This window comes from Shouchella oshimensis, from assembly GCF_002019765.1.
GTDB lineage: Bacteria > Bacillota > Bacilli > Bacillales > Bacillaceae_D > Shouchella > Shouchella oshimensis.
The window spans coordinates 2,963,885-2,970,225 of record NZ_KV917380.1 but is presented as its reverse complement, the minus strand read 5'-3'; the positions used below and the strand labels follow the sequence as shown (position 1 = coordinate 2,970,225).

Here is a 6,341-nt window from a genome sequence, read left to right as displayed (position 1 = left end):
ATCTTTGGTCTTGATAAATGACCGAGTAACTTTTCCCCATTGATACATCTAAAGCGACTACAAACTCCATCATTGTTCCTCTTTTCATTTAGCATTGAAAGGTCTTCACTTAATCATTCCGATTCTAATTTCCTCTACACGAGCTCAATGGCCCCAACATACTTAAACCTGATTCAGTAATGAAAGTGAAGAAGCTCGGTTTTTAATACGGATTCTAGATCCTTGAGGCTTAGGTCGAGCTTTCTTTCACCTCTCACTATACGCCTAAACGAAAAATAGTGGGTAAGATTCATCCGTCGATGATCTTACCCACTAATCTTAGTATGTTTTTATAAAAAGTTTACTGTTGTAAGGAGGGTACTGTTACTAAATGGTCTATTGTAAGAGTAAAGATCGATTAGGCACGGTTTGATTTTCTTAATGTCCACAGTTGATGAATCATAATAACTGTTACAAGAACCGTAAGGTAGGTTAAAATTTGCCAACCGAGCTCAAGGTAGGGAGTAACGACATCTTGAATTGCTCGGTTTGTAAAAAATGACCGATAATAGATAGAGACGAATATAAGAAGAGCTAGTAAAAGGTTAACGAGGAAAAGACCCTCCACTAATTTACTTTTTGTTTGGCCTTTTTCGGCACTATATTGGTTGTGCCAGCCATCTTTTTTGTTTTTCGAAAGACGATCTTTCCACACCTGAATAAAGGTCATAAGGTTGGCCCAAAGATAGATTTCACTTGAGATAAGCGTTATCGCTAGCAAAACATCAATTGGGCGCCGCATAGGCGTTTTTAATGCTAAAATTAAATTTAATAATGAAGCCACGACAACAGGAATAATCCACAACCAACTCCATTGAAATTGATCCGTCATTAAAGCTAAAGGAATTAAAATGATTAACAGGACTCTGATGAGTAAATCAAGCAATCGACGAAGCTGAGAGCCCCACATCCTGAATATATGAGAGCTTGACACATTTAACTCTCGATTGGTTAATAGCTCAACTGTGCCTGACGACCATTTAATGCGTTGTTGACGGAACGTGTGATAAGACCTCATAGAATCAACAAAACATCGTGCCGACGGGCTTATTAACGTTTTCCACTTTGCTCGCTGAAGTTGCCATGTTAACAACATATCTTCAACGTCACTATCGTCTTGCCACGGCCCATCTAAATTATTGCGATTAACAACGTCTTGCAGGGCTTCGGGTCGGAACAATGTGCCTTGCCCCCCTAATACGTATGTGCTCCCACCTTGATATTGCAAGGAGAGCAACCAGCTTGTCATATCTTGTTTTTGCTGGTGCGTCCACCATCTTGCTATCGGTCCTCCATATAATCCGCTTTCTAACTTTTGCTCATAATAAGGATCATCTAAAGACAAAAGACTTTTTTTTCTAGGCATACGCATTGTGTATTTTGCCATAACGCCGCCAATATTACGGGCACTCATAAGATCGTCCCAAAGTTGCTTTAGTGCTCCTGGAGCAAGACGACTATCGGCATCCATACCTAAAATCGCTTTTATAGATTGATTATATTTTTCTTGATAGCTAGACACATGGTATTCATATAAGCTAAGGGGATCACCATATAAACTTTTCCATGCCGCGTTTAGTGCACCAACTTTCCGCTGACTATTATTCTCGGTCTTTAGAATAATGACAGTTAACTTTAAGTCCTCACCTGCTTGAATCGCTCTCTCGATTGTTTGATCTGTGCAATTATCTGCAATGACAATAATATCAAGCAATACATGTTGAGGCAGTACTTGATCAGCCAATCCTTCTAAGCAATCTCGAATTGATTTTTCTTCATTATGTGCAGGGATGAAAGCAACAATTCTTGGCCTCATAAATGCGCCATTCATTATTGGTACATACTTTTTAACCATAGCGCACCCCGTCTAATATCCTGTTTCAATATCTTAATCAAGATATTAAAAGGTTCTTTGTGCCTAAATTGTAGCTGATTTTGAATGAATTAAGCAATAAAAATTTTTATTTTGTGTATAAATAGGTAAAAAGTATTGTTTTTAATTGGTTAACAAAAAAGGAACTTAATAAAGAACATTATCAGGCTGCTAAGATGAAGCCTTCCGTACGATGTTTCATTTAGTTACTTGAATGCCTTTTTCAACCGAGAGTAGACAATGTAAGAATATCAAGTGTTCCATTGGCAAATAAAAAAAGAAGCTGGAAGACCAACTTCTTACATTCCCTGATAGATATCATCGTACGCTTGCAGTATAAACAATTTATGATAGTTAATTGCATAGTTTTGTTTCAGGATGCTTTCCTTTGCTTTTGTTGCATGAACGCGAGCTTTATCATCCTCGCCTAATTTTGCGTAACATAATGCTTTATAGGCATCTGCTGTTGTGAGCATTGATAAATCCAGTGAATGAATACGGAATGGATAGTCTTCAACAGAGGGTAAATACAAAAGGGACTCTTTATAGCATTCAAGCTCGTAGAGCGCTTGACCACGAATATACTGAAAGAGTGTCATTAAAGGGTTATTAGTTGCTACGTAATGTTCACCTTTATCAATTACTTCTAATGCTTTAATAGGATTGTTTTCAATCCAGATAGCCACTTCTGCTCTATTAATGGCGTGAACACTTTTTAAATAATCATCCTCCAATAACTCTGTTAATAGATGATGCTTATGCAAATAGTAATTGACCTCTTTTTCGTCTTTGGCTAGCATTGCAAAATGGATAGCAAAGCGATAATATTCATCTACCTTGTAAAATTGCCGTTCTTTAATAGCAAACGTGAGTGCTTCCTTTAACCGTTTTCTGCCTAGATCTGTTTTTCCCATGATCATAAGCAACGCTACCTCTTGAAAATTCCACTTTGATAAGGTGAAAGCATCAAAGCCCTTAATTTGATCAGCGTATGCTACTTGCTTCTTAGTAAACAACTCTATTGCTTTTTCATATTCTAATTCAAAAGTAAGGTGTTGAATATAATCAAGTGCCGTATTTGCCGCGTCGTCTAGGAAAGAAAGTTCGTTAAAGCGTTGTTCGGCATTTTCAAAATAAACCCGCCAATTATTTTCATCAACTGTAGAGTTCACCGTTTTCTTTTCTAATAAAAAAAGACCGATATCTGTTTGATGGATAGATTGGCTTGTATAAAAATACGCCTTTCCTAAATCCCTAACGAAATGTGCAGCTTCATACGTATGAGGCAACGTCATTCCTGCAAAAGGGGTAAGGATGGATGAAACTTCATCGTAGCGATGATTGGTTAATAAAGCTTTTAATTGGATAATTAATGATCTTAAATCTGCTTCAGTAATGACATTCACATCTGCTAATAACGATTGAGGATCTGTCTCAAGGGCTTCAGCAATGTGAGTAAGGCTTTCCATAGAAGGTTGGGCCTTATTATTTTCTATTAAACTTAACATGCCTTTTGTTAAACGCCCTTCAGCCACTTCTGCAAGGGTTTTTCCACGTTGCTTGCGTAATTGCCGGATTCGTTCTCCTAATGTACTCATATCGGATCGCCTTTCTTTCCGTGTTTCATATCATTATAAAAGATTGAGAATAAAAATAAAAGTTTAATATTATTAAACTTTTGCGTTGCTCTTTTTCATTTTCTCTGTATATAATAAGTTTAATTAAATTAAACTTATTAGAGGAGTGCTTGGAATGGATGTAAAATTAAAGCGTGCAACGTATCATTTATGGACTTTTGCGTTTAGTAAGTTTATCTCGTCGTTTGGAAATAGTATTTATGTTTTTGCAATGAGTTTATTTATTTTAACAATGACAGGTTCTGCAATGAATTTTGCTATTAATATGATTTGTACAATTTTGCCGAGGACCATTCTTGCACCAATTGCTGGTTATGTAGCGGATCATTTTCCCAAAAAAGTGATCGTTCTTTCCTCTCAAGTGGTTTCGCTTTTAATTGTTTCTGGATTACTCGTTTATATAGTGACGAATGGTTTATCGGTTGTAGCTATTTATGCAACAACGGTTTTGCTGACCATTTCGCAAATGTTTACCGGAGTAGCGTTTACTTCTTCTATTACGAGGCTAATTGATGAGGGGCGAATTCAAAAAGCAACAGCGATTAATCAGATGGTCGTCTCATTTTCAACGATCGGGGGACCGATTATTGGAGGAATGCTTTTTGCCTTTTCGCCTATTCAAGTGTTTTTAGTGATTTTCATTATTGCGTTTTTCCTTGCTGTTTGCGTGGAAGCGACAATGGATTTTACACTTTATGGGTCTGAGCGAACAAAGGAAGAGAAGAAGGAGAACATGTGGCAAGGAATGAAAGCGGGTTTTCTCTTTATTCATCAGCAACCGATTATTCGTTCAATTGTTGGAATCGCGCTTGTTGTTAATTTTTTTACTGGGGCATTATTAATTGGTGTACCATTTATCCTTGTTGAAATTTTGCAAGTAGACGCCCGTCACTTCGGTATCATCGAAGGTATTTTAGCAGGAGGAGCATTACTGGGAGGCGTTTATTTTTCAATAAAAAAAGATGTGGCATTTCCGTTACTGAATGTAAAGCATGGTCTACTTGCTTTTTCGTGTTTAATGACGCTATTCGTATTACCGTTAATAGTCTTAATTCCTTATAATGGGATAGTGATTTTTTATAGTATGGTTATGCTACTTATTGGCTTTTCGATGACATATGTGAATACACCAATCGGTGTTTTACTGCAAAAACGGGTAAGTGACCAGTATAAGGGCAGAGTATTTGGCATTCTAGAAACAGGCGCTACTTCACTCATGCCACTTAGCTTTATACTATATGGATTTATTTATGATCTCTTAGGTCCGATAGGAACTCTTCTTCCTACAGGGATTTTCCTTTTATGTGTAACCCTTTATATGTTGCGAAAAAAAATAATCTTATCGGCTCATCCTGAGTTAAATTCTCCAAAAGCAAAAACGATAGAAAACTCGTATACATAACGATAAGTGCTTTTTTACGTGAAAAGAAACAACGCAACTAGTTATGAAAAAGCTGTCATACGTGGATTTGTCACGGATCAGGTTTGAGAAGAGTGATTCAGTAGAAGTAAAGCGTGATACAGTAAAAAGCCAATTGACTAGTCAATTGGCTTTTTTTAACGATAAGTCCGTTTCTATAGGTTTTGGTTGAAGAGATTTTTTCATAGACAATCCCACTACAATCAAAGCGAGAAAAGCGAAGATACTACCAACAAAAGCATTCATTTCAACGGTGCTCCTCTCAATGACAATTCCGCCACTCATGGAACCAAAAGCAATACCAAAATGAAGCGCAGAGTTATTTAAACTTTGCTGAATATCAGATGTTTGCGGTGCAGAATGGATGAGATAACTCTGCATCGCCGGAGTAATTGCCCAGCTTAATAAACTCCAAACCATCATGACAATAATAAAAAGGGGCATAAATGCTGTAGTAAACGGTATGGAAAAGAGGGATGCCGCGAAAAGAGCGATGATACCAATAATGGTTTTCTGGGGGCCAAATCGATCGGAAAGCAAGCCACCAATACCTCCGCCAATGATAGCGGCAATACCAAACAGAAGATACATAATGCTAATCCAATTTCCATCAATACCAATTGATTGTAAAAAAGGTGTTAAGTAAGCATAAAGTGTTAAGTGACCTGCCAGGAATAAAAAGGACGTTAGTTGAATGAGTATAACTTTCATGTTTTTTAATGATCTTAATTGCTGAATGAGGGGAACACTTGGCTTTGGTTTAATCTTTTCCATAAATAGCGAAACAAATAAAATGGATAAACTTGTTAAAAGAACTATCAGGACAAAAGGCGCTCGCCATCCAAAAGCATTTCCAAGTAGCAAACCAACAGGAACACCTAAGACCAGAGAAGCACTAACGCCCATAAAAACAATTCCTATCGCGCGTGCACGATATGGTTCACTAACAAGGTTAGATGCAATGGTTACGCAAAGTGAAATGAGAAGCGCTGCACTCATTGCGGAAATTAATCGAGCAATGAGTAAAAGCCAATAGCCAGAACTCATTACAGCAAGGACGTTTGCAAATAAAAATACCACTAAGGTAATGAGCGTTAGCTTCTTTCGTTCCACTTTTGCTGTAGCGGATAAAAGAATGGGACCAGAGATCGCAAACACAAATGAAAAAATGGAGATCAGCATACCGACTTGTCCTAATGTAACGTTTAAATCGGATGCAACTAAATGTAGAATGCCGCCTAAAATAAGTTCAACAAGACCAACGACAAAAGAAACGATGGTTAGTAAGTATACACGTTTATTCATAAAACACCTCTTATAATTATGTTACCACCAAAAGAGTAACATATAAGTAAATCTCTCTACAAGTGGA

The 6,341-nt window shown here is 37.2% G+C and carries 4 protein-coding genes; 1 reads left to right on the top strand and 3 read right to left on the bottom strand.

Annotated features, from left to right (window positions below; all coding sequences use genetic code 11):
- Window positions 1-397 precede the first annotated feature (397 nt).
- Together BK583_RS15070 and BK583_RS15065 are read right to left on the bottom strand one after the other, a co-directional pair.
- Window positions 398-1,894: a glycosyltransferase family 2 protein gene (locus tag BK583_RS15070; RefSeq protein WP_055735179.1), complete on the bottom strand. Its 1,497-nt coding sequence runs from the start codon at window positions 1,892-1,894 to the stop codon at window positions 398-400.
- 317 nt (window positions 1,895-2,211) lie between these two features.
- Window positions 2,212-3,510: a helix-turn-helix domain-containing protein gene (locus BK583_RS15065; protein WP_055735178.1), complete on the bottom strand. Its 1,299-nt coding sequence runs from the start codon at window positions 3,508-3,510 to the stop codon at window positions 2,212-2,214.
- A 154-nt stretch (window positions 3,511-3,664) separates the two neighbouring features.
- On the opposite strand from BK583_RS15065, the gene BK583_RS15060 reads away from it, so the two are divergent.
- Entirely contained in the window at window positions 3,665-4,951 is a 1,287-nt protein-coding gene (locus BK583_RS15060; RefSeq protein WP_055735177.1) for an MFS transporter, read from the top strand.
- A 141-nt stretch (window positions 4,952-5,092) separates the two neighbouring features.
- Here BK583_RS15060 and BK583_RS15055 read toward each other — a convergent pair whose 3' ends face one another.
- Complete coding sequence (locus BK583_RS15055) at window positions 5,093-6,274, bottom strand: MFS transporter (RefSeq protein ID WP_055735176.1); 1,182 nt, start codon at window positions 6,272-6,274, stop codon at window positions 5,093-5,095.
- Between the last annotated feature and the right edge of the window lie 67 nt (window positions 6,275-6,341).